Genomic DNA, 23,955 nt, shown 5'->3' on the forward strand with positions numbered 1-23,955 from the left:
GCAGAAGGGATGACTGGTTTGACTTTCTGAGCAAGTGGTAACCAAGGTGCGAAATGGGGTACGTCGTTGTTGATTTCTACATTTTCAATTCTAGTGAGTTTGAAGATGTTTCTTAACTTTTGAGTTGAAATGGACATAATTAAAGCCTGCGGTGAGGCTTAGGAGGGCAACTAAGGAGTGCCGAGATGCGAGTTCGGAAAAGAAAAGAAGTCCCCACTAAGCGGTAGGGATAACAACCAAGGTAACACACTCACCAGACTTTTGTTGGTTATTATTAATACGCTTTCTAAGTCTATCACTTTCAGGCTTCACCCATACTAACGTGACTGATTAGAGATCTAAGACTCATTGTTCAACGTCGCCGTAGCAACCTCTCAGCTTTAAGGTTTCAAGATACTTTTTCTAATATCAGTTAAGTGAATTAGAGTTTTGAGTTTAACGCGTTTTTGTCCAAGAATGAGTTACGATACCAACAAGTCGGCTTGTACGAGCTAGTCGTGACTAACCAGCGTGTGTGTAAGATCTAGTATGAGTTACTACAATTTGGGTCTTAGGTGCTAGAAATATACAATCTACAGATTTGAATTGACCTTGTTCGCACTTTACTCATCCAGAAACGTAATGATCGTGGCTTTATATTGGACTAAGTAAAATTCTAATTTTGAGGGATTAAAGTCATTAGATAGTTTTGATGGGTTATTTTACACCTTGCTTCGCTGGCGTGGAGGTATGGTCGAATGCTTTTGATGTCAGGAAAACAGAGGATTGTTTTACAACACTCCCCACTCTTCCCCATTAACTCCTTGGCAGTCGATATCAATAAATATTGAATTTACTGGACGTTTTATTGGTGAGCCTCTTATGGGTCTAAAGTTAAATGGCTATTTTTTATGTGATGAAAATCACAACGTTAATCATTCAACTTCATGAACCTGAAACCTCTGTTTTGGTTGGTTTTTATACTTCTAAATAGCTACTTATGAAGTTAAAGTATGTTCATGAACCAAACCTAACATGAGTTTCTCGTGTAAATCATTGAAAATAAGGGTTTATATTTCCCATTCGAGTTATGAACATAGCCTTAACCCAGAATAGTTAAATGGATTTTGATGTTTATAAGGCAGGTATCTTTGTGTGATGCCCTGCCTTTGTATTGTGCCGATATTCTCTAATTTATACTGTGTATTTAACCAAACTGGCTATTTACCATAAAATACCTAATAACCAGTGATAATAATCTTCGATTTTAACCCTGGTATTAGTTAGAGATTAACCGCCAGCAAATTTAACTTTGTAGCCTTTCTTTTCAAGGTGCGCTTTGATCTTGTCGCGCGCGTCACCTTGAATTTCGATGTTGCCATCTTTTACTGAGCCACCGCAGCCGCAAACTTTCTTGAGTTCTGCTGCCATTAGTTTTAATGGTGCGTCATCTAGGTCTAAGCCAGTTACGACAGAAACGCCTTTGCCTTTACGGCCTTTGGTTTCTTTTTGGATTCGAACGATACCATCGCCTTTAGGACGTTGGACTTTCTCTTCTTCAGGCTTAATGCGACCTGTTTCTGTTGAATATACTAGGCTCATAATTTACTTCTTTTGTTGCTCTGCTTTTTGTTTTGCGAGTAAGTAAGCTTCTATATGGCGTTGGATTGCAACCTTGCCGCCTTTGATTAAGCGACCGTTAAACATGCAATACCACGCATTAGGCTCACCGGTGTCATTCTTGATTTGGTAGCCGTTGAAGTTTTCAGTCGAGCCACCAGTTCCTCTCGACTTATTTAATGACATGAATTCTTTTGGATCAATAATAGATGCGGTATCAATCCACCAATCAATACTCTTTTTCACGGCAGCTAGGTTGCCCTGAATAACGTTGTTTTTTAACTTAGCACGCCAAACTGTGTTGTTAGCATCTATCGATTGAAGATGGACGCTTCGGTAAATTGAATTAGCCATATCTATTAATCATCTTTCTGTTTTCACTGCATTAATCATAAGTATACTAATAATGATATCAAGCATAATATGGTAAAAACACCTGTCGAGGTATGGTAATTTGAGAAAAAAAGTCCCTATTTTAACTGACTCTGTGATAATTAATTCATTTGTTGAAAAATTAAACAGCAACGCGACAATAGAAATTATAGATGAGTTGACAGGATTTCAATACTCTCGCAATTCACTGTTGGGCATTTACAGTGATTGGAATCGCTATCATGCGTTCTGTACCAAACATCGTATTAACACACTTCCCGCATCTATAACCGCTGTTCGTCGTTTTCTTGAAACGGAGTCTAACGATAGAAAATACGCATCGCTAAAACGTTACACTGCAACGCTTAGCATGTTACATACTGTGTTGAGCTTTGCTAACCCGATCAAGCACAGGCAAGTTCGCTTTACCCTACTCCACTTACAATCTCAAATGGCCGGTGACGCTAAACAAACCAATGCTATGACATCTGTGCATCTCACTGATTTGAATACGTTACTCTCCCATGAGAAAGCAAACCTGAAAGAGATCAGAGACATTGCTATTTATAACGTGATGTTCGAGTGTGCTTTAAAGCGCTCAGAGCTTAAGTTGTTATCGATGAGTGATGTTGAGTACGTTGAAGATCATTACCAAGTAACAGTCAAAGATTCGGCTTATCAGTTGTCACAAATAGCCAGTGTTGCACTTCAACGTTGGCTTTCGTTTACTGGTATACAAGATGACTTGCCAGTATTTCGTGCGATAGACAAGCATGAGAATATTGGTTTGCAGCCTTTAGATGATTCGTCCATCTATAGGATATTGAGAAGAGCTAGCGACTTACTTCAACTGCCAGAAAATCACCATTTCTCTGGAAATTCGATTCGTGTTGGTGCTGCACAAGAGTTGTCGAAACAAGGTCTTAAGGTGAGAGAGATTCAGGACTTTGGTCGTTGGCTTAGCCCGGCAATGCCAGCTCAATATGTCGGTTTCACGGGAACGGCTGATAGTGAGAAGATGAAGTTTAAGGCGTTAATACCTTGGCAATGACGGGTCGCAGATTACTTGGATATTACTATTTTGATATAAGTTATGGTTAAAACGATATTTGTAAAAACGGTTAGCGTTAAAAACAAAAAGCGCCTTGGCGAAAGCTCAAGGCACTTGTTGGTTCAGCTCTAAGTGAACGAAAACGAGTTAGAAACCTAAGAAAGGCTTGTTCTCACGCAGTTTTCTAAGAACTGGCTGAATTTGTGGCCGTCATGCTCAACCATTTTAGGGAACATGGAGATTGGCGTCATACCTGGGAAGGTGTTGACTTCGTTCAGGTAGATCTCGTTGTCTTGCGTTAAAAAGAAGTCGATACGAGACAAGTGACGAAGCTTCATCTGGGTGAAGACTTTTCGTGCGCTGTCTGCAATCAATTCACGCTGTTCGTCAGTTAAATTACTTGCTTCAACTTCAGTGATCGAGTGGCTGTCTGCACTGTACTTCTCTTCGTAAGAGTAAAATGCGCCATTCGGTGCAATCACCTCACCCGGCTTGCTGATGTGTAGCTCGCCATCGATTTCATAAGCAGCAATTTCTAGCTCTCTAGGCACCACTGATTTCTCAACCAATACTTGGTCCGAGAAAGTGAACGCCTTGTTGATAGCCTCGCTTAAATCTTCTACTTGGTTAACTTGGTAACAACCTACAGAAGAACCTTGACGAGCCGCTTTCACAAACACTTTACCCCACTTTTCAAATGCTTGAGTTGCTTGTGAGTGAGCTTGATCATTGTTGTCTGATAAGAACAGGTACGGCGTGTTTGGAATACCAAGTGCGTCGTACCAAAGCTTTGACGTGATTTTGTTAAAGCTGTTGTTGCTTGCTTCTGGACCACAACCTAGGTATGGAATTTTAGCCATTTCAAACAGTGATTGAATGTCACCTGTTTCACCTGGGAAACCGTGTATGCAAGGCACAATGAAATCGACTTTAGATGCTAAATTGTCACCGCGTAAGGTTTGGTCGTTAATATCAAGATAAACCAATTCACCTGAATCAAGACACCAGCCTTCGTTCTTAATTTCAACTCTTACAACGTTAAAATCTGCAACGCTATTAAGTTGTTCAAAAAGGTAATTGGCTGAAACTAAAGATACTTCATGCTCTGAAGATCCACCGCCGCAAAGTAGAAGGATGTTTGTGGTGTTCATGGGTAAATTCGGTCCTTGAAACTAGGAGTACTGACTTCAATGATAAACAAAAGTCGAGATAGGTACAGTGTTTTGATTGTTAAAATTGCGCTCGAAAGATCGAGCGATTAACTATTAAACAAAACAGCGAGTCTTAAAACAAAAGAAGGAGCATTTGCCCCTTCTTTATGAATCAAAACTTAGTTCAACTTGTTAAGCGTTGGGTATTCAGAGTTCTTGATGTCATCAATGCTCTTAACGAACGGCTTCAAGTTTTGGAAAGTGTTCGGCAGTGTTGAGATTGCCTTTTTAGCTTCTAAGCGTGTTGCGTAGTCACCATAAAGTACCGTGAACCACTTAGTGCCGTTAACCATTTTGTAGTTTTCCCAAACTGGTTGAGAAGTCGTAGGTAGCATTTTCACGAAAGAATCGACTTTACTTTGGCTGCCAACAGCAACAACTTGAACTGTGTAACCAAAACGTTGGTTCATGTCTTGTTGTTTCTTGGTTGGGCCTGTCACTACTGCAACTGGCTTAGCTTTAGTCGTTTGAGCGACTTTCTGTTCAACAGGTTCGGTTCTGATAACGTTGACAACATTTTCTTCAACAACGCTTGTTTGCTCAGATTGAGATACAACTGGAGCTTCAACTTTTGCCGTTTTGTACTCTTCTTGATAACTATCTGAAGTGACATTGGTAACGTAGTCGTCAGATACACACGCAGCCAAGAGCAGTGGCAAAGTCACAATTGCAAATTTTTTCATGGAAAGCTCTATATCCTTAATAATAATTACTATAAATCATGCCGATACGTCGGTTTAGAATCAAGTTAACTTTGGGATTATACACCATTAGTGGGTGACCTATTTCACAAACTTTATGCAGTGTTTGCTTATTCATCTGAATTCGGTGAATTTGCCATCAACCCGTGAGTGCAAAGTAAGTTACGATGAACTTACGTGCATTGCTAGGATATGTCTATGAATCATCTTGATCCCCTACTTAAACCCCGTTCAATCGCTGTTGTTGGTGCTTCTCAACGAGAAACACGCGCAGGATATATTGTTATGAACAATTTGTTGCATGGGGATTTTAAAGGTGCGGTGATGCCGGTTACGCCGAAATATGATTCAGTGGCCGGTGTGCTTTCTTACAAGAACATTTTGTCGTTACCGATTGTTCCTGACCTCGCAATCTTGTGTACCAATGCGACCCGTAATGTCGCTATTTTTGAAGAACTGGCTGAGAAAGGTATAGCCTCTGTCATTGTGCTTTCTTCAGACATGCAGCAAGAAAGCGATAATGGTGAGACGTATGATGAACGATGCCTAGCGATTGCCAAAAAGCACAACATTCGAGTGTTGGGTTCCAATAGTTTGGGGGTGATTGTCCCTTGGTTAAATTTGAACGCCTCATTCTCTCCAGTGACAGCATTACCCGGTAAGATCGCCTTTGTTTCTCAGTCGGCAGCTGTGTGTACCACTATTCTCGATTGGGCTAATGACAAAGAGATCGGTTTTTCGGCGTTTATCTCTATAGGCAATGGTAGCGATATCGAATTCTCGGAGTTATTGGATTATCTCAGTACCGACTCTCACACCGAAGCGATATTGCTTTATGTAGACAGCATTACTGATGCGAGGCGCTTTATTTCTGCAGCGCGTGCGGCTTCGCGTAACCGACGAATTTTGGTGTTGAAAGGCGGTCGAACGGCGAAAGGCAGAGCCGCAGCAATGGCTCACACTGGCGGTGCCGACACATTAGATATTATTTATGATTCCGCAATCCGACGCAGCGGCATGCTACGAGTTAAGAACTTACATGAACTGTTTGCTGCGGTAGAAACACTGACTCATTCAGTACCATTGCGAGGCGAGCGCTTGGCTATTGTTACTAATGGTGGCGGCCCTGCGATTATGGCTGTGGACACCCTATTTGACCGCGGTGGTAAGCTCGCAGAGTTTTCAGAAGAGACACTTGATAAGTTGAACAAGGTTTTGCCATCGAGTTGGTCTCATAGCAATCCTATCGATATTGTCGGCGACGCTGGTGATCAACGTTATATCGACACTATAAACATCTTACTCGATGGCGATGAAGCAGACGCGATTCTTATCATGCACAGCCCTTCAGCGGTCGCACATTCCGCTAAAACGGCAGAACGAATTATTGAAGCGATTAAGAAGCACCCTCGCCACAAGCGCTTTAACATCCTGACGAATTGGTCTGGTGAGCTAACAGCAAGGCCCGCACGAAAGCTGTTTACCGAAGCGGGTTTCCCAACTTATCGGACCCCTGAAAGCTCTGTGGTCGCATTCATGCACTTAGTCGAGTACAGACGTAACCAACGTCAGTTAATGGAAACGCCGACCACTGCAGAAAAAGTACACATTGAAGATCTAGCAGATGCGAAAGGTTGGATAGAAAGAAAACTACTGGATAAAGATACAGTTAGCCTTGATACTCACCAAAACAGTCAGTTTTTCAAGAGCTTCAACCTCGATGTGTTACCAACTTGGATCGCTTCTGACCCAAGTGAAGCGGTACACATCGCTGAAACGATCGGTTATCCCGTCGCAGTAAAATTACGTTCGCCGGATATTGCACATAAGTCAGACGTACAAGGCGTGATGCTCAATTTGCGAAACAGCAGTGAAGTTGCCAATGCGGCTCAGGCAATTCTCGATCGTTCTCAATTATCCTTCCCTACAGCAAACATCCACGGCTTGTTAATTCAAGGTATGGCTAAGCTCGCGGGCGGCCAAGAGTTGCGTATTAAGGTTACAACAGACGAAACCTTCGGCCCAATCATATTACTTGGACAAGGTGGTTCGGAGTGGGATGAGTCGATTGATGCCGCAGCTGCTTTTCCACCGCTCAACATGACACTGGCGCGTTACTTGATTATTCGAGCGATAAAAAGCGGCAAGATTCGTCTACAAAAACTCCCTAACCCCATCGATATAGAAGGTTTGTCTGAGTTATTGGTACGTATATCGCAAATGGTAGTGGATTGCCCTGAAATACATGATTTGGATATCCATCCAGTACTGGCCAATGGTGACAAGTTCACGATATTAGATGCCGATATCATCTTGAAAGCGTACGAAGGCGATCCACAGGAACGTCTTGCGATTCGCCCTTATCCGGTCGAGCTTGAAGAACGTATCCAGCTAAAAGATGGAACCGAAGTGTTGTTACGCCCTATTCTTCCCGAAGATGAACCGCTTCATGCTGACTTCATTAACCGTGTGTCTAAGGAAGATCTCTATAAGCGTTTCTTTAGTGATGTCGGTGAATTCAATCATGAGGCGTTGGCGAATTTCACTCAAATTGATTTCGATAGAGAAATCGCCTTTGTGGTCGTTCGCGAGGAACAAGGCGTTCCAGCGATCATCGGCGTGTCCCGTGCGCTGATTAACCCTGAGAACACAGACGCCGAATTCGCAATATTGATTCGTTCTGACCTTAAAGGTGTTGGTCTAGGTCGCATTCTTATGACCAAGGTTATCGATTACTGCCGTGCGAAGCAGACCAAGCAGATGTCGGGTATGACGATGCCAACGAACAGAGGCATGCTAACACTAGCTCAAAAGTTGGGGTTTGAGCTAGATATTAGTTTTGAAGACGGTACTGCGGATATGGTGTTGCCGTTACTTGAGTGACCATGTCTTTTTAAGGTGCTGAATACACCATGATTTGGCGTCGCCCATTTTATTGCGTCGCCAAGCCATGACGATATCAATAGCTTGGGGTTCCGTTCCTACAATTCGCTGAAGCACACCAGATTCAATCAGTGGTTCCGCGATAACACTCGGTAAAGTGCCTATGCCTAACCCTGTTGTTAGAGCTTCTACTTTTGCTGGGAAACTCGTTACGGTTAAGCGTGGTTGTTTTTCTAATATATTAATACTTAGTGCGGGTTGATCGCGTGCGGTGTCTGCAATGGCAATAACCCTGTAACTTTCTCTCGCCTTCTGATCGAATTCACCAGAACGCTTGTGAACATAGTGGCTTGATGCTGCCACCCAAACCATTTCTATTTTACCTATTACGTCACTTTTAATGTCGTTTGGAATCGTATCAAGCTTTGGGCACACAAGTAAGTCAGCTCGGCCATCGGCCAGAGATTCCCAACATCCAGCTAAGATTTCTTCTTGTAAACGAACGCGTGTTTTACTGATTTTACCTAGTTCATCAACCAGTGAGAAAAAATTACTAATCGGAATAATGCCATCAAAGGCGATAGTTAGATCTAGCTCCCAACCATTAGCAAGAATACTCGCATCGTTAACGAGTTGTTCAGTCGCACCAAGAATTATCCTGCCTTGTTCTAGTATTAACTGCCCCGCTTCCGTGAAATTTGCACGATGCCCAGACCGATCAAAAATCATGATGTCTAGATCTTGCTCCAACTTCTGAATTTGGTAACTCAATGATGATGGCGCTCGGTCCATTTCATTCGCTGCTGCGGCGAAACTTCCACGACGATCGATAGCATCTAGTATGTGTAATGCTTCAAGTGTTATTGGGCTATGCATAGCTTTCCTACTATAAATTGAGATTTACATCACAAAAACAGAAGCATTCACAAAATGAATGGAACTGAATAAGTCTTTTTAATACAAGTGATTAAGAGCATTAATTATGAATTAGTTGATAAAGTTGAAAATTAATTAAATGCAAATAATAGTAATTATCATTTAGATCCAATATCATCTTCGCAAATCAAGATAATACTATGGAACTAAGGTAACTATCAGATGTATAAGCAATCCCTACTCTCTGCTTCAATCGTTTTAGCGCTTTCATCAACGTCAGCCTTTGCTGAAGATTATGCCCTATTTGATGAGGTTGTTGTATCCTCGACGCGCACGAATCAAACACTTATCAATACAGCGGCTTCTGTTGCAGTCATCTCCGATGAGCAAATCGAAGAGAACATGGCAAAAAATGTTAACGAAATCTTCGAATACACTCCAGGTGTAACGATGAACTCGAGCTCTCGACAAGGTGCACAAACCATCAACATTCGTGGCATGGAAGGTAAGCGCGTAAAGATTTTAGTGGATGGCTCATCGCAACCAGGTTCATTTGATGGTGGCCCTTACGCATTTATTAACTCTAGCGGTATTTCAATCGATCCCGATATGCTGAAAAGTGTCGAAATTATCAAAGGTGCGGCTTCAAGTTTACACGGAAGCGACGCTATTGGTGGTGTTGTCGCCTTTGAAACTAAAGACCCTTCTGATTTCTTAAAAGATGGAGAAGACTTTGGCGGTCAAGCGAAACTGTCTTACTCTTCAGAAGATAACTCTTTCAGTGAGCACGTTGCATTAGCTAATCGATTCGATGACCTAGAAACATTGGTAGCCTACACTCGTCGAGATGGTGAAGAGTTGCAAAACTTCCGTAACCCTAACGACTTAGAGAACTACGCTGTAGAAGGTCAAGATACTTCAGCAGATAATCTTTTGGTTAAGTTGCAATATCAGTTAAACGAAAGTCATCGTATCGAGTTTTTAGCTGAGCTAATCAAAGATACTTCAGACTCTGACATCTACCACTCAAGCTACGATAGCTATACAGGTGCTGATGACACAACGCAAAATCGATTCGCTATTAAGCACATTTGGTTCGCTGATGGCACAATTGCCGATACTGTAACGAGTAAAGTATCGTACATTTCTAAAGAAGAGAATGGTGTAACTAAGCGCTTTAAACCTGCAGGCCCAGGTATGCCACCTTGGGTACCAGCTAACAACGACAACTTACAAACAAAAGACTACGAGTACACTGAAGATAAGCTTGAAATCGAGACTCAGCTAGATAAAGAAATTAACAACCATTACCTAGTGTATGGTGCAACTTATACACATAGTGACATCAGCAACACCAATATGGAGTATAACTCTGATCCTGCTACTGATAACCAACTTTATGTATATACTCCAGATGCTAAGGAGCAAAAATTTGGCTTGTTTATTCAAGACGAAATTAGCTTAGTGAATGACAAACTTATTGTTACCCCTGGTGTACGCTTTGACTATTTCTCAACTGATCCTGGTAACAACACCACTGAGACGTTGAGTGATTTCTCAGATTCTGCGGTAACTGGTCGTTTAGGTTCAACATACAAACTTACAGATACAGGCACTATTTTTGGCCAAATTAGCCAAGGCTTTAGAGCCCCTTCTTTTGATGAACTTTACTATACATATGATAACCCTGGACATGGGTACGTAAATGATCCAAATCCAGATCTTAAATCAGAAACCAGTATTTCATACGAGCTAGGCTATCGTCACAACACTCAAGCTTCATCATCTGAAATCGCGGCCTACTACAGTGACTACGATGACTTTATCGAGACAGTGGTTACGAAAAAGGTTGGTGGAACAACGCACTATTCTAACGTTAACTTGGATTCGGCAACGATAAAGGGGATTGAATTCTCGAACACGTTACTTTGGGATGTCTTGGTTGGTGCGCCTAAGGGTATTTCAACTCACTTCGTAGCTTCATACACAGAGGGTGAGGACGGAAACGGAAATGCACTAAATAGTGTTAACCCTTGGAATGCGGTGTTAGGTCTTAACTATGATGCGCCAAACCAAAATTGGGGTACTAGCGTTAAGTTAAACTACACAGCTGACAAATCTGGTTCAGACATCAACTTCGATGACGAAAGTGGCGGTAACGCAGGCCAGGCTGAGCTTCCAAGCGCAACAGTTGTTGATTTAACAGCTTACTACAAACCAATGAAGGATCTGACGATTCGTGGTGGTGTGTTCAACTTAACTAACGAAGAGTACTACCGTTGGAATGATATTCGCGGTGATGATGAACTTTACAAAGAGAACACTCAAGCGGAAAGAAACTACGGTATTTCAGCTAAATACGAATTCTAACTCGTTAGAAAACTTAACGACAGAATCTGATACAGCAGAAACTAAAAAGCCAGCTTAATTGCTGGCTTTTAATTTATTTCACTAAAAAATTGTATAAAAAAGGTAATAAGTGAAATTACTTCTCTGCCATCTCTTTTTTAACCATTACTGCAGCAGCAACGATGAAAGTGATGATTAGGCCTAGTTCCATGATTAACTCCAAAGAAAATTAACATTAAACATATAATTCGCGAGCATAATAACACAGCGGATACAGAATGATACTTTTTAACCACTAATTTACTTTTTATTCGATTAAGATCAAAAAAGATGCCCGAAAGCATCTTTTAATTTTTGAATCATTCACGAAACCACTAGGTTAACCAGGGAATCCATTCGGGTTTGTTGACTGCCAGCGCCATGTATCTTCGGTCATTTCAGCCAATGTGCGGCTTGCATTCCAGCCCAGTTCTTTCTGAGCTTTAGCTGGATCTGCCCAACACTCTGCGATGTCACCAGGACGGCGTTCAACAAGCTTATAAGGGATATCTTTACCGCTCGCTTTCTCAAACGCTTTAACCATGTCTAATACACTTGAACCGTTACCCGTACCAAGGTTGTAGATATGAAGACCGTCTTTGCACCCTACTTTCTCAAGCGCTGCGATGTGGCCATCAGACAGATCCATTACGTGGATGTAATCGCGAACGCCAGTCCCGTCTTTTGTTGGATAATCGCTACCAAATACAGATAGGAATTCACGGCGGCCCACTGCTACTTGAGAGACAAATGGCATTAGGTTATTTGGGATACCTTGCGGGTCTTCACCTAGCTCACCACTTGGATGTGAACCTACAGGGTTAAAGTAACGCAGCAGTGTAATGCTCCAATCAGGATTGGCTTTTTGGAAATCGGTTAAACACTCTTCAACCATTAGTTTACTACGACCATATGGGTTGGTAGCGCTTGTTGGGAAGTCTTCAGTAATTGGCACACTTGCAGGATCACCGTATACCGTTGCTGAAGAGCTAAATACCAAGGTTTTTACACCCGCATCACGCATTGCATCAACAAGAACTAAAGTGCCGTTTACGTTGTTGTCGTAGTATTCAAGAGGCTTTTCCACAGACTCTCCGACGGCTTTCAGACCAGCAAAATGGATAACCGCTTCGATGTTGTGTTGCTTCATAGTTTCAGTCAAAAGCGCTTTATCACGAACGTCACCTTCAATGAAGTTGGGACGAACGCCCGAGACTTTTTCGATGCGCTCTAGAACGCTTGGTTTGCTGTTGTACAAGCTATCAAAAAGTACAGGTGTCATACCTGCGTTGATCATCTGGATACTTGTATGGCTACCAATGTAACCCATGCCACCTGTAACTAAAACATTCATGCTTAGCAGACCTTTTAATTAAAAATATTCAACCTATCACTTATGATACAACAACTTAGGGTGAGCTCACAAACACCGGTGCCTATTTACCCTCACGAGCGAACACAAACTGACCTTTTCCTTTGCGTTTCGCTTGGTACATAGCCTCATCAGCAACCTTTAGAATCACGTCAATATCACGCTCTGAGCCATCAACTAAATTGATACCTAAGCTCGCCCCAACATGAAGTGAACGCTGTTTATAATTCACTTCTTGCCCGATCAGATCCAACAATCGCTCGGCTAACTTCGCTAATAAGACTTTGTTTGTCTGTTTAATAATAAGAACAAATTCATCACCCGACAAACGTGCAACCAAATCCCCCGCTCTTACCTGAGATAATAACCGGTTTGACACTTCTTTAAGGATTTCGTCACCCGCATCGTGACCATAATTGTCATTCACTTCTTTGAAGCCATCCAAATCCAAGTAAATAACCGCAAAATGCTGATTTGAATAGTGGCTCGACGTGACAACATCATCCATAACCTTATACAGCTGCGCTCTATTCGCTAACCCGGTTAATGCATCGTGATGAGCCAAGTGTTCGAGTCTTTCCATCTCTTTAACGTTGGATAAATCAGACAGCGTTAATACCATATCAAACTCGTCTTTCTCGTTGTCTGAGGCAATTCGATTCACTTTGACAAACATTGGAACTAACGTGCCGGACGCGCTTTTCTCCCACACTTCGCCTTGCCATTGACCATAGTTGTCTAACGAACTGCGAATTGTCGGCATCAATGATGAAAATTGCTGCCACGAAAATACTTCAAATGGTGTTTTGCCCACCAGCAGATCAGAGTGATAACCGAGAAGTTGTGTGATCGCCGGGTTAACCATGGTTATCACATTGGATGAGTTGAGCACGATCAAGCCGTCTTTACTGTTTTCGAAAACACCCGCAGCAATACGTTGGCGACTCATGGCCGTTTCTATGTCGGTGACATCTTGGATTGCATAAAGAATACGACCATGTTTTGTCAAAGAACGACTGCTCACACGAAGCCAGCGTTTTGATTGAAAGAGATCGGTGGTTTCCAGCAATTCGTCATTAAGTTCAATATTGGCATCAATAACATCTTGTAAGTAACCCGTTTGCTTGGTCGCGATCAACTCTTGGATCAACAAATTCTCAAGAAAGGCTTCCGAGCATTTAAAAATATCCCGAGTAGCTGCGTTCGCATGAAGAATGAGCCCTTTTTCATCCACCACCAACAAAGAGTGCTGAACGGTTTCAATGACCTCATTTGCGAATGATTTTTCTTCTTGTAACTTGTCTAACGTAAAATTGATTTGGTTATCGCGATGTTGAAGCCTTTCTAACATGGTATTGAAAGCTCGAACCAGATCGCCGATTTCATCGCGGTTCGTTACGACTAATTTAGGCTGCTTCGAACGACGCTCAACAAAGGCTTGCATCGCCTCATTGAGGTCAAACATCGGTTCGATAATCAAGCGTTGCACCAATTTGACCACTACTCCGCCTAACATCACCAGAAACAACAGGTAGACGACCGCAACCTTGAAAATATTCGTTAAGATCGAATTAAACGTCTCTTTCGATATTGTTACTCTCAAGTTCGCGATCACTGCGCCATCCAGTGTCACTGGAACGAGCAAGAAGATGAAATGCTCAGAGATGGCAAATTGATGATCGGCGATATCGTCTAATTCTTCTGCGTTTGGCCTTGGAACCAGAGTGTTGCTCACCTGATAGCTGGCAAAAAGCTGTTCGTTGATGTCATAGAGCTTCACTCTAACAATATCTTTATCTGCGATGAAAGCTGACAATATTTCCTGAGCCGATGACTTGTCTTCAAATAAAATCGCGGCTTGCAGGTTATAAGCAACACCTTGTGCAAGCACTTTAACACGCTGGAGAAGACTCTCTTTTTCCCTTTCAAAAGTGACAGTGTAATTTACTGATTGAATCGTGACAAAAGTGACTGCGATAAAGATGATAATGGGTAATATCAGCTTGTTTTTAATCGATATCTTATTAATGAAAGACAACATTATTGGCCCTCCACTATAGCGATTCGTAACAGGCTTGAGCCAATGGCGTAGTCACCGCGCCTTGCGTTCTCTAGGTTGATCTTAGGTTTGAGCTTATTATCGATGTGCGTGAGTTCAATGATTCCACCTAAGTCCGTAAAGTTAGGCATATCACTGATTGTCACAGTATGTGGCGAGTGCTCTTGACTAAGAAATTGGTCATTTTTACGGTCAGACAAATACGTAATATCGCACTTAGAAGTAATCGACTGTTGGACTTGGATATCGAGTGAACGAATAGATTTCCCCTCGGTAATTGACGTCAGCACTTGGCTTACCTTTTCATCGCCAATCACACAAAAGTTCACAGCGTTCATTGAGCTTTCATCATTCCAACGTATAAAATTCGCAATTCTAAAAAGGTACACCGCTTTCACTTCATAAGGTTTGAAGCTAGCAGCTGAGGTGTTCAACGGCACAATAAGCATCGTTAAAGCCGCTAAGCCTAGTTTAGATAAGCCGAGCTTAATGCGGTGCTTAAGCCATTTAGAATTCATGAGAGATCCTCACATATACAGACTCTTGGTTGACACAAATCTCGGTAAGTTTTTGTGTCACTTTCGAAGCCGTTTCCATTTCGACATCTAACATAGACAACTCTTCAAGGCTCATCGACATGAGCTGGTCTAGAGAGTTTTCTTGAGCAGAGACAAAAACAGGTATCGTTAATGCTAGTCCTAAGCAAACCTGGCGGGATATCATGTGCTCACCTAATATACAGATAGATATTAATCCTTTAATCAATAGTTCAACTATATATGAAATGCCATACTGGTAAATCTACGGTGTCGAAAGTTTGAGTTAGGTCACTGTTTATTTATGGTATTTATAAGACCGTCATTACTTACCTCAACGTAAAGGATTAGCACCACGTGACAACGAAGATTTTGCTTAATTGCGACATGGGAGAAAGTTTCGGCAATTGGAAGATGGGCGATGACGAGTCGGTCATGGAATGGGTCGATATGGCAAACATCGCTTGTGGCTTCCACGCGTCTGATCCGCACGTTATGTCCAAGACGATAAAACTGGCGCAGCACTATCACACCCAAATTGGTGCTCATCCCGGTTATCAAGATCTCGTTGGTTTTGGTCGCCGTTCTATTCCACACACCATGGACGAAATCAGTGAGCTGGTTTGTTATCAAGTCGGTGCATTACAAGCCCTTTGCCGCTATCACCATACCACTGTTGGCTATGTGAAACCTCATGGCGCTCTTTATAACGATATGATGGCAAACATTGATGTGTTCAATGCGGTAGCCCAAGCCGTCGCTGAGTTTAACATCCCGTTGATGATTCTCTCTTCATCAGACAATCAACAGTATTTGGATATTGCTGACGACCATGACTTGCCTCTCTTGTTTGAAGCGTTTGCCGACCGTGCTTATTTAAATAACGGACAATTAGCGCCACGTACTCAAAAAGGCTCGGTTTACGTCAATCAAGACGATATCTATAACCAAGTTATGCAAATCATTAACTATGGCTCGGTTACGACTTTAGAGGGCGAAAGACTGCCTATTGAAGCTGATACTATCTGTGTTCATGGTGATAACCCTCAATCCATCGCATTAATTAGAAAAATCAGACAAGACCTCAACGCTTTTAATTAGTATGAAGCGTGTGATTGGTATGACGCATGGTCTAATCGCTCGTGAGATCTAATTGATTTGTATTGGCTTGGACACGGAAGTGAGACACGCCAAGTAAGCTAAAAAAGGCAAGATAACAAACGTATGGAAACGAAATGACGACGAATCAGATTGAATTCAATATAGCGCCAGTCGCGGAATGCAGCGTTTTGGTGACCTTGACGCTATCGCCTTCAAATAATCAATCTAGCGCCGAATATGCGCAATACATAGCTCACTTTTCCAATGCCATTCGCCAAAACTTAGCATCGGTGTTGATGAATGTGACACCGGCTTACCAAACAATATTGGTCGATTACCTCCCTTATCGAATATCAGAACAGCAGCTCATTGAACAGCTCAATAATTTGTTGAGTCATGCTCTGTCGTCCTTTTCTAGTGTTAGTAAAACTCGCGATACGATTGAGCTTCCTGCCTATTACTCACCAGAAACGGCGCTCGATTTAGACCGATATCAAAACAAAGGCCTGTCGCTCGACCAGATAATTCAACATCACACCTCACAGACATACAGCGTCAGTGCGATTGGGTTTACGCCTGGCTTTGCCTTTATGTCGGATGTGGTTAATGAGCTTGCTTTGCCCCGCCACTCGACACCACGCTTAAATGTGCCCAAAGGCAGCATCGCGATCGCGGATACTAAAACAGCTGTGTACCCTTCGGATTCACCGGGCGGTTGGAATATTATTGGCAATTGCCCACTTCCGTTGTTCGATCATAGCCAGTTGAAGAATGCCGATATCACGCAAAGACCACTGTCTCTGCTTAATGTTGGTGATACCGTCCGTTTCATAGCGATTTCAAAAAAAGAATTTGTAGAGTTAGGTGGAGGCATCGTAAATGGCTAAGACAAAAACTAAACCAACACTGACAGTGATTAAGCCCGGCCCGTTGAGTTTGATTCAAGACTTTGGGCGATTTGGTGTTGCTCATCTTGGATTAACGCAAGGTGGACCGGTTGATGACTACTCTTATAGCTGGGCCAACCATCTATTGGGCAACCCAGTCAACCAAGCGGCGTTGGAAATCACGCTTGGGCAATGTGCGTTACGAATCGATTTTGATTGTGAGATGGCACTATGCGGGGGTGATTTACAAGCGAAACTCGATGGTAAACCACAGGCTAACTGGAACACTTTTCAAGCTTTTAAGGGGCAAGTTCTCTCATTTGGTTTGCCTAAAAATGGTCTAAGGGCGTATTTAGCCATTAAGGGCGGTTTCGATGTTCCATCAACTCTTGATAGCTGCTCTACAGTCACTCGTGAAAAGATTGGTGGATTAACGCAAGATGGCGAGCCATGCCAGCAAGGGCAACAAATCGCTTTTACCCAACACCAACTCTCTCATCCATTTAAAGCGTTGAGTGTTACCTTCCGATACACGCCTGATTACAATCTACCCGTGAACCTACGAGTGATTGAAGGCTATCAAAGCGAGCTATTCTCCGAGTCAGCAAAAGAGACTTTGTATAACGCGCAGTATCACGTTGACCAAAACTCAAATCGGATGGGTTATCGACTCAGTGGCGAACCCGTCGACTCGCCTGACATTTCGCTATTGTCAGAAGGCATTGCCCTAGGTGCGATTCAAATTCCACAAGATGGACAGCCTATCGTGCTGCTTAATGATAGACAGACCATAGGTGGTTATCCGAAGATAGGATGTGTCGCCAGAATCGATTTACCACGCTTGGCGCAAGCAAAACCTGGACATGCGATATCGTTCAGCAAGGGCGATCGCTTGGGCTTACAAGATGTTTGGTGCCAATGGGCTCAGTTTTTCGGCTATTAGTTTTTGCGATGTGTTATGTGCTAAATGCTATGTAGCTGAGAATAATCAACTAGGAAGATGTCATTTAGATGAGGTTCGGTATCTAAGCAGATGTTGAAATGAAGATTCGGCTTACCTATTACAGTAAGCCGAATTGAAGAAATTAAACGCAGTCGATGATGATAGACTAATTATAGGCTATTAAGCGTGATCTTGACCTGACACCTTGGCAAGCGCTTCTGGGTATCCACGTTCTTGTGTCAAATCTATCGCTCTGTTTTCAATATCATTTAGATTAAGTGACATTGTCACTGAGTGTGTGTCTTCAATAGATGCCGCCTCTGATACATCAAACCATTGCTCAGCGACCTTTTGTGCCGCTTCTAATGTTGAAGAAGCTTTTACTACTTCAAGTCGAGCATAGCGATCCCCACAGAATGAAACGTCTGAAGCTCTTAAGCTTGGATCGGTTCCCGGAATCTGTTGTGCACCAAACAAAGGTTTACCACCGACCAATGCAGAACTGAAACTTGGGATGAACTGAGACATATGCGTTATTGCCGCGCGAGTTCTTAATTCAAGCTGATCTTCACTCCAACCCGATACGATTTTCTTAAGCAGCTTCGAAGGCAACTGTGGCTGTGACGAGTCTGTTGACGATGAAACAAGCCCACCCTCAAACAGAGTAATCCCTTCTGTCATGCCGTGAAGTTGGAACACACCATCAGCATACGGCGTTAATTGCGCCATGCCTTGCGGTGTGCCTCTCGGGCCATGGAAGATAACTTCTGGCCACTCTTCCTTACATTCTTGCGAATATGGCCACTCTGTAACGTATGCAGCTTTAAACTCAACAAGTCTTTGTTGCTTAGAGCCAACAAAGTCATCTACGATACCCGTTTCAAACCCACTCGCATTAATCAAGTAATCGGTCGTTAGTTGGCAGCTTTGGTTTTCGGCATCGGTATAAGTCAAAGACCAACCTTGACCTGTCGACTCAACAGATTGTAATCGGCTGTTGGTTAACACAGTACAGTTAGCTTGTTGCCCCAAAGAGAGTTGAGCGGTCGCAGAAAGTCGGAATACGCTCCAGCCATACTCTTGGACCATCGCAACAGGATACTTTAGGGTCTCTAAATCCGTATGCTTGGCGAAAGGAATACACCAATCATCAAGCGATGTTGGTTTCAGAGGCTGTGTTTTCGCAGAAAGTGCTAATAAATCTTCTTTGCTGTACAGCTTATAATACTCTTCCGGATCACCGAGCACTTGGTTGCTTTTATCTTGTTTAACAAGATCGGCATAAGCGCTTTTGATTATCTTGAGACGAGGAAGCAGATCCAACGGCTCTCCACCATCACTGTGCGGAACGGCGATGATTGTCGGACGAATATTGATCGTATGAGGAAATAAGCGGACGGTATCAATTGACTGTGTGAGCAATTGAAGACACTGCTCTACAGAAATATCTCGATACAAATTGCCGCCAGCGTGCAGGTGGCAAATTGGTGGACCATTAACCAAACTCGGCCCTTTTTCTAAGATAGTGACCTTAAAACCCAACTCACTAAAGTGAATCGCGCTCGTTGTTCCGGCAATACCACCACCAACAATGGCAATAGAAGGTTGATTTGTATCCGTTTTGTTGTGGTTCATCGTGTTCTGTAGAATAAGATTAACTGCCTCTATTCTACTTTTGTTCTGCGATGAATTAAAACACATTTTTATCAAGGTCTTAGATAGGCGGGATTTAATATCTATGTAAAAAACATAAATAATCTCTTGACTCAATAACTCCAGATAGGGTTTTAAAGGTTATTCTAACAGTCAAATTTGTCCTAAGTGACGCCACATAAAGGCTGCCTCAGTACTCTTAAAACATAGCGGTTAACTTATCCCTAAAGTTATCCACCGTTTTTGTGGATAACTGTTGATAACGTTCTTGCTAAGTTGCGCAAACCCTTTGTTTACAGGGACTAACCGCTGTTCATTAAATCGGCATTATTGGGTAATTAGTTTTAAAAAATGCTAAAAACAGTGGAATCTAAGGTGCGATATTTTTTACTTATGCTACCGGTTGGTTAAATAAAAAACGGTCTAAAGCGACGTATTATAAATAGTGCATGACTAAGTATAAATAATCTCACTTTTAGACCGTTTTAAGCGCTTGGCTAGATCTCGCTAACGACTAGCCAAAATCCTTGTTTACTGGTGCCAACAAACGTTTGATTAAGCTATTCACTACCGCGGCTAATGTGATGAACGTTAGCACCGGTAGCGCTATCCACAACATCGGGTGAAGTGAAGGTTGTAACTCAAAGCCAAAATTCATAACGCCTGCCACACTGAGCTCAGAACCGAGCGCTGCAATTGAGCCTGCGACTAACGCCATTAACCCGTACTCACACCAAATAGTATTGAGAATTCGCTTCCTACTTGCGCCTAATGTTCGATACAAGCGTATCTCTTGTTGTCTTTGAGATAAGCTCAATCGCAATAGAGTGAAGATAAGCAACAGCCCCGCCACCACACCTAACGCCGCAAGTACCGTTATCGACCAAACAATCTGTTTGAGCAGCTCTTGGATCTTGCTACCCATCTTGCGAATATCCATCAAACTCACGGTTGGATGATTTCGAGAGAGTTCGTTGAGCATCTGATTGTGTTGTTCTTCTAATCTGAAGCTCACGAGCCAAGTAGAAGGGATTGAACTCAAGACATCTGGAGTAAAAATGAAGTAGAAGTTCGGCTTCATTTCTCGCCACTCGACTTTGCGGATGCTATTCACCTTGGCAGAAACATTCTGGCTGTTGATTGTGAATGACAGCTCATCGCCAATCTTTAGATCCAGTTGCTCCGCGACATCCGATTCCACAGATACGCCATGCTCTTGTGTCCAGCTGCCTTCTAATACTTCATTGTACTTAGGTAAGCTATCTCCCCAAGTGAAGTTGATCTCACGGCTTAGTGCGTCTGTTTCTCCAGAGGTATCACTGTATTCCGATGCTTCGACACCGTTTATCGTCGTCAGTCGTCCTCGGATAATTGGAAACGCTTGAGTACGCTCTACTTCGTTTGCATCAATCGTCTCGAGATAACTGTCTTTTTCATAGCTTGCAATGTTAAGTGCAAACGCATTTGGTGCGTTCTCGGGTAAGGTTTGCTGCCAATCTGACAGTAAATCACTTCTTACCAACCAGATGATAGACAGCAACATCAGTGAAAGTGCTAAAGAGCCAAATTGAATCCCCGTTGCTAAAGGTGTGCGATTAATTCTGCTCAATGCTAAACGCATAGACGTAGATGTCGGTAACTTGCCAACCAAACGCAGAACAAGCGTACTGACGACCGCAAGCACTAAGAACAGGCAAGCGATACCCGCTAAAACTATCCATACCAATAGATTGTCGCCATACATCAGCATCATTGGAATAATCGGTACCAGTAACAACAAATATTTCTTGTAGCTTTCATTGGACTGGTGACTTGATTGGATAACGCTGATTGCCGAGGTGTTGACCAAGCCAATTAACGGGATACCAAGAGCAGGAACACCAATTAGGATGCTTGATAAAATCGCCAAGATTGCAGGTTCAATACCATAGCTAGGAAGTGGCGTTGGTAATAAGTCGCCCAGAGGTATACGAAGCAAAAACTCCAAGCCGATACCGATGGTTATTCCCAGTACTGCACCGATAACCACTAACAAAGATACCTGTACAGACAACCATTTAACGATCCACTGCTTGCTTGCACCTAAACTCTTAAGCATCGCGATGGTTTTACGACGACTCGCAACATAATGTTGGCAAGTGAGTACCAAAGTGGTCGCAGCCATGATCACTACGATAGCTACCGTTAGTGATAAGTATTGAGTGGTGCTTTCGAACATGTCGTTGGTACGACTGGCTGAGTCTTGTGTACGCCAGCGGTCACTTGGTGTCAGTTCGATACTGTCTTGTGCGGCTTTGAGTTTCGATTCATCACCATTTAAAAACAATCTAAAGCTAACGCGACTGCCCGGTTGAATCGCTCCCGTGGCATCGATATCACTTGTATGAATCAGCACAGCTGGCATTTGTTGGAATGGGTTAAAGCTTAAGCCTGGTTCTTGAGTGATTCGTCCAGTTATCGCTAAATCGGCATCACCAATAGTGACATTGTCACCAATTTCAACCTCTAACTGTGCAAATATACGCTCGTCTAGCCAAAGTTCACCCGACTCAACATGGTTACTTGATGCTTTATCAGCGCCCTCTAAGATCATTTCACCGCGTAATGGGTAATTACTTTCAACTGCTTTTACCGTCACTAACTGCATTGAGTTATCACTGAATGCCATGGTTGAAAAACGAGTCAACTGAGATCTTTCTAATTGTTCAACTTGAGTGAGGTCTAACAAGGATTGCGGAATTGGGTTTGCTGAGATAAACACGCTATCAGCAGTAAGCGCATCTTTGCCCTGTTTAACAATTACCTGCTCCATACGTTCGGCCAACGCCGACAATGCAAATACACAAGCAATAATAAGCGTTAAAGCGATTGAAACTGGCCACAACTGGCCGTGTCGAATCTCTTCGATACTCCATGAAAACAGGCGTTTATTCAGTCCGTTTGATGAATTCAATTTAGACTTCCTCTATCTGACCGACATGCATCTTGAGTGTTCTTTGGCAACGTTGTGCAAGCTTAGGATCGTGTGTCACCAAAACTAAAGTTGTGCCGTGGGATGAGTTCAATTCAAACAACAACTCAACAATTTTGGCTGCCGTTTGTTGGTCTAGGTTGCCTGTGGGTTCATCGGCAAAAAGAATTTTTGGCTTAATCATAAATGCGCGCGCCAACGCGACCCTTTGTTGTTCACCACCAGATAGCTGCGACGGTAAGTGATCAAGCCTGTCTTTCAAGCCTACTGATTCAAGCAGAGCAGTCGCGCGTTCGATGTCTTCGTCTTCTCCCTTTAACAAACAAGGTAACGTGACATTTTGCAGCGCAGAAAGACTTGGAATTAACAAGAAGCTTTGAAATACAAACCCAACCGATTCACTGCGAATCTTAGCCCTTGCCTCATCATCAAGCTGTGAAAGTGGCTGTCCTAATAAACTGATTTCGCCTTTCGTTGGTACATCAAGACCAGCAAGCAGCGTCATTAGGGTCGATTTACCCGCACCAGACGTGCCTACGATCGCGACCGTTTCGCCTTCACGAATATCGATATCAACGTGCTCTAGGATTGTTAAATGTTCTTGATTAGTAGACACTGTCTTGGAAACAGCTTCTGCTTTAATGATGGATGTATGCATGACTCGACTAATTTCCTTTTTATTTTTTATTTTATTTTCAACCGCTTCTTTAGCTCAAGGCTCTGCGTCAGCTCAAGATTCAAAGTTATTGGTACTTGGCGATAGTTTGAGTGCTGGTTACAACATGGATATCAAACAGAGTTGGCCAAGTTTGTTGCCAGACGCGCTAGCAAAACATGATAAAGCGGTTACCGTGGTTAACGGGAGTATTTCTGGTGATACAACGGGCAATGGTTTAGCCCGCCTACCACAATTGCTTGAAGAACATGCTCCAGACACCGTTCTTATCGAACTTGGTGCGAATGATGGACTTCGTGGTTTCCCACCTAAGCTGATGTCTGCAAATCTTGAGCAGATCATTGAGCAGATAAAAGCTGCGGGCGCCAAACCTATAATGATGCAGATTAAAATCCCACCAAATTACGGAAAGCGTTACAACCAGCAGTTTGAATACGTTTTTGCAGCGCTTGCTGATCAACAAAACGTGCCACTTTTGCCGTTTTTCCTAGAGCATATCATCCTCAAACCTGAGTGGATGATGAACGATGGACTGCATCCAAAACCAGAAGCTCAACCTTGGATTGCTGAATTCGTCGCCGAAGAATTATATCAGTATCTTTAAGTTTTAATGGTCTAGCTCAATAAATTTTACACAGCTTTACGTTAGCCTGAGTGCATATCACCGTTAACTGTA

19 protein-coding genes and 1 pseudogene are annotated in these 23,955 nt (G+C 42.8%); 7 read left to right on the forward strand and 13 right to left on the reverse strand.

Translation table 11 applies throughout. The features are described from left to right. From AB4249_RS06365 to AB4249_RS06375, 3 genes and pseudogenes are all read right to left on the reverse strand, one after another. A pseudogene (locus tag AB4249_RS06365) lies at positions 1 to 137 on the reverse strand (DUF1611 domain-containing protein); the annotation flags it as partial. Between the two features lie 1,132 nt (positions 138 to 1,269). Further along, positions 1,270 to 1,581, reverse strand: coding sequence for a stress response translation initiation inhibitor YciH (yciH, locus tag AB4249_RS06370; RefSeq protein WP_008221404.1), 312 nt, complete (start codon positions 1,579 to 1,581; stop codon positions 1,270 to 1,272). Between the two features lie 3 nt (positions 1,582 to 1,584). Further along, the gene (locus tag AB4249_RS06375) at positions 1,585 to 1,953 is read right to left on the reverse strand and encodes a DUF3319 domain-containing protein (protein WP_017060095.1); all 369 of its coding nucleotides are present in this window, start codon (positions 1,951 to 1,953) and stop codon (positions 1,585 to 1,587) included. A gap of 100 nt (positions 1,954 to 2,053) precedes the next feature. On the opposite strand from AB4249_RS06375, the gene AB4249_RS06380 reads away from it, so the two are divergent. Beyond that, a complete protein-coding gene (locus tag AB4249_RS06380; protein ID WP_017060094.1) occupies positions 2,054 to 3,022 on the forward strand; it encodes a tyrosine-type recombinase/integrase in 969 nt (322 codons plus the stop codon). Between the two features lie 155 nt (positions 3,023 to 3,177). On the opposite strand, the gene AB4249_RS06385 is transcribed toward AB4249_RS06380, so the two are convergent. Together AB4249_RS06385 and AB4249_RS06390 are read right to left on the reverse strand one after the other, a co-directional pair. Continuing rightward, a complete protein-coding gene (locus AB4249_RS06385) occupies positions 3,178 to 4,173 on the reverse strand; it encodes a D-alanine--D-alanine ligase (RefSeq protein WP_017064584.1) in 996 nt (331 codons plus the stop codon). A gap of 179 nt (positions 4,174 to 4,352) precedes the next feature. Further along, the gene (locus tag AB4249_RS06390) at positions 4,353 to 4,916 is read right to left on the reverse strand and encodes an SPOR domain-containing protein (RefSeq protein ID WP_017060092.1); all 564 of its coding nucleotides are present in this window, start codon (positions 4,914 to 4,916) and stop codon (positions 4,353 to 4,355) included. 216 nt (positions 4,917 to 5,132) lie between these two features. Between AB4249_RS06390 and AB4249_RS06395 the strand changes: the two genes are divergently transcribed. Beyond that, positions 5,133 to 7,817: a GNAT family N-acetyltransferase gene (locus AB4249_RS06395; protein ID WP_372102564.1), complete on the forward strand. Its 2,685-nt coding sequence runs from the start codon at positions 5,133 to 5,135 to the stop codon at positions 7,815 to 7,817. Here AB4249_RS06395 and AB4249_RS06400 read toward each other — a convergent pair. Then, the gene (locus AB4249_RS06400) at positions 7,806 to 8,693 is read right to left on the reverse strand and encodes a LysR family transcriptional regulator (RefSeq protein ID WP_372102566.1); all 888 of its coding nucleotides are present in this window, start codon (positions 8,691 to 8,693) and stop codon (positions 7,806 to 7,808) included. The genes AB4249_RS06395 and AB4249_RS06400 overlap by 12 nt on opposite strands. Before the next feature lie 222 nt (positions 8,694 to 8,915). On the opposite strand from AB4249_RS06400, the gene AB4249_RS06405 reads away from it, so the two are divergent. Beyond that, positions 8,916 to 11,063, forward strand: coding sequence for a TonB-dependent hemoglobin/transferrin/lactoferrin family receptor (locus AB4249_RS06405; RefSeq protein ID WP_010429656.1), 2,148 nt, complete (start codon positions 8,916 to 8,918; stop codon positions 11,061 to 11,063). 358 nt (positions 11,064 to 11,421) lie between these two features. Here the strand turns inward: AB4249_RS06405 and galE are convergent, their stop codons facing one another. The 4 genes from galE to AB4249_RS06425 form a co-directional block, all read right to left on the reverse strand. After that, entirely contained in the window at positions 11,422 to 12,435 is a 1,014-nt protein-coding gene (gene galE, locus AB4249_RS06410) for a UDP-glucose 4-epimerase GalE (RefSeq protein ID WP_017070527.1), read from the reverse strand. Positions 12,436 to 12,517: 82 nt separating this feature from the next. Further along, on the reverse strand, positions 12,518 to 14,494 hold the full coding sequence (locus tag AB4249_RS06415; protein WP_372102568.1) for a diguanylate cyclase domain-containing protein: 1,977 nt from the start codon (positions 14,492 to 14,494) through the stop codon (positions 12,518 to 12,520). Further along, complete coding sequence (locus AB4249_RS06420; RefSeq protein ID WP_102333622.1) at positions 14,494 to 15,030, reverse strand: YfiR family protein; 537 nt, start codon at positions 15,028 to 15,030, stop codon at positions 14,494 to 14,496. Before AB4249_RS06420 ends, AB4249_RS06415 begins: the two co-directional genes overlap by 1 nt. After that, positions 15,020 to 15,235: a hypothetical protein gene (locus AB4249_RS06425; protein WP_102394477.1), complete on the reverse strand. Its 216-nt coding sequence runs from the start codon at positions 15,233 to 15,235 to the stop codon at positions 15,020 to 15,022. The genes AB4249_RS06420 and AB4249_RS06425 overlap by 11 nt, the downstream gene beginning before the upstream one ends. 170 nt (positions 15,236 to 15,405) lie before the next feature. On the opposite strand from AB4249_RS06425, the gene AB4249_RS06430 reads away from it, so the two are divergent. From AB4249_RS06430 to AB4249_RS06440, 3 genes are all read left to right on the forward strand, one after another. Next, positions 15,406 to 16,149 carry a 5-oxoprolinase subunit PxpA gene (locus AB4249_RS06430; RefSeq protein ID WP_017060084.1) on the forward strand — a complete coding sequence of 248 codons (744 nt, stop codon included), beginning with the start codon at positions 15,406 to 15,408 and terminating at the stop codon, positions 16,147 to 16,149. A 134-nt stretch (positions 16,150 to 16,283) separates the two neighbouring features. After that, positions 16,284 to 17,036: an allophanate hydrolase subunit 1 gene (locus tag AB4249_RS06435; protein WP_372102570.1), complete on the forward strand. Its 753-nt coding sequence runs from the start codon at positions 16,284 to 16,286 to the stop codon at positions 17,034 to 17,036. Next, the gene (locus AB4249_RS06440; protein ID WP_372102572.1) at positions 17,029 to 17,979 is read left to right on the forward strand and encodes a biotin-dependent carboxyltransferase family protein; all 951 of its coding nucleotides are present in this window, start codon (positions 17,029 to 17,031) and stop codon (positions 17,977 to 17,979) included. Before AB4249_RS06435 ends, AB4249_RS06440 begins: the two co-directional genes overlap by 8 nt. 180 nt (positions 17,980 to 18,159) lie before the next feature. Here the strand turns inward: AB4249_RS06440 and AB4249_RS06445 are convergent, their stop codons facing one another. From AB4249_RS06445 to AB4249_RS06455, 3 genes are all read right to left on the reverse strand, one after another. Next, the gene (locus AB4249_RS06445) at positions 18,160 to 19,614 is read right to left on the reverse strand and encodes an FAD-dependent oxidoreductase (protein ID WP_017060081.1); all 1,455 of its coding nucleotides are present in this window, start codon (positions 19,612 to 19,614) and stop codon (positions 18,160 to 18,162) included. 532 nt (positions 19,615 to 20,146) lie between these two features. Beyond that, positions 20,147 to 22,585, reverse strand: coding sequence for an ABC transporter permease (locus AB4249_RS06450; RefSeq protein ID WP_372102574.1), 2,439 nt, complete (start codon positions 22,583 to 22,585; stop codon positions 20,147 to 20,149). 1 nt (position 22,586) lies between these two features. Further along, positions 22,587 to 23,261, reverse strand: coding sequence for an ABC transporter ATP-binding protein (locus AB4249_RS06455; protein WP_004730959.1), 675 nt, complete (start codon positions 23,259 to 23,261; stop codon positions 22,587 to 22,589). Here AB4249_RS06455 and AB4249_RS06460 point away from each other — a divergent pair. Then, entirely contained in the window at positions 23,260 to 23,883 is a 624-nt protein-coding gene (locus AB4249_RS06460) for an arylesterase (protein ID WP_017069908.1), read from the forward strand. The two genes, AB4249_RS06455 and AB4249_RS06460, sit on opposite strands and share 2 nt — an antisense overlap. Positions 23,884 to 23,955: the final 72 nt, after the last annotated feature.

This window comes from Vibrio sp. 10N.261.55.F4, from assembly GCF_041470465.1.
Classification (GTDB): domain Bacteria; phylum Pseudomonadota; class Gammaproteobacteria; order Enterobacterales; family Vibrionaceae; genus Vibrio; species Vibrio crassostreae_C.